1 protein-coding gene is annotated in these 316 nt (G+C 36.1%); it reads right to left on the bottom strand.

Annotated elements, in window-relative coordinates; genetic code table 11:
• On the bottom strand, positions 1 to 299 hold a 299-nt coding region (locus ACLWS4_RS38300; RefSeq protein ID WP_416876609.1), incomplete at its 3' end, for a hypothetical protein.
• Between the last annotated feature and the right edge of the window lie 17 nt (positions 300 to 316).

Below are 316 nucleotides of genomic sequence, written 5' to 3' on the forward strand. Positions count from 1 at the left end.
TGATAAGATAACGATTTTCCAAGTAAATGAATACAAAACAGGAGCAGTTCGAACAAAATCACAATCAATATGTACTTCGTTCCCATCCTGTGTAAATAAAAAAACACCCCAAACGGCACGATTTTGGTTAAACTTTGCACCATGCTAACCATCCAGTCGAGCAGTATAACCTTTTTCATTAAATTGTTATTCTTCCCGAGATACCTGCTAAAATGATAGACCAAGTACCTTTCATCTAACATTTTTCTTGTTGTCATAACAGCTTTCACTTGGTCGCCAACAGTCAGAATCAGAGCCACTCCAATAAGAATATTTT

Source organism: Kitasatospora sp. SC0581, assembly GCF_048159585.1.
GTDB lineage: Bacteria > Actinomycetota > Actinomycetes > Streptomycetales > Streptomycetaceae > Kitasatospora.